This window comes from Burkholderia sp. HI2714, assembly GCF_002223085.1.
Classification (GTDB): Bacteria; Pseudomonadota; Gammaproteobacteria; order Burkholderiales; family Burkholderiaceae; genus Burkholderia; species Burkholderia lata_D.
The window spans coordinates 1-640 of record NZ_NKFM01000174.1; the positions used below are offsets into that span (position 1 = coordinate 1).

Here is a 640-nt window from a genome sequence, read left to right on the forward strand (position 1 = left end):
TCGGGGCTGATCGTCAAAGGTCGGATCCCTCGATCTGATTCGCACTGCTTCCTTCAACGCCGTCCTCATACACGGCGGGTATCCGCTCGTCCGTGTTACCCAAAATCGGCGGTTTCTGAACCACGCCCAGTCGAATAGATCATGGGGCTCTTTCTACCGGACCCACGGTCGCCGCGCAAGGACCCTGCTGAACAAAGCCGCCTAATTGCGCCCACAACCAACTGAGCGCCCACCCTATCGAACAAAGCCATCAAATTAGGCTTTGTTCGGAAGGGGGTGGTTGCGCGGCAGCGTGAGGTCGAGTAGAAAGGGCAATTGATCTATGCCTCGTGAACGTTCATTGCCATACAAAGCCAGCCTGAAATCCGGAGCGCCGCGCAAACGCCCGAAACCGACGTATCGGGTCGCGAACGCCCGCGCCTACAATCAGAGCCTGAAGCGGCGAGGCCAGCTCAGCCTCTACTGCCCGGAGGCCGACCTGAAGGCGCTGTTCATCAACACCCAGCCGTATGGGCCGGGTGTGTCCGGGCGTGCCCCAACCTACACGAACGCCTACATCGAGCTGATCTATACGTTTTACCGGTTGTTTCGTTGGGCGATGCGTCAGATCACCGGCTTCATGGAAGAGTACTGGCGGCTG

The 640-nt window shown here is 58.9% G+C and carries 1 pseudogene; it reads left to right on the forward strand.

Going from position 1 to position 640, the window contains the following annotated elements:
- Positions 1–322: 322 nt before the first annotated feature.
- Positions 323–640: pseudogene (locus CFB82_RS41755) on the forward strand (hypothetical protein); the annotation flags it as partial.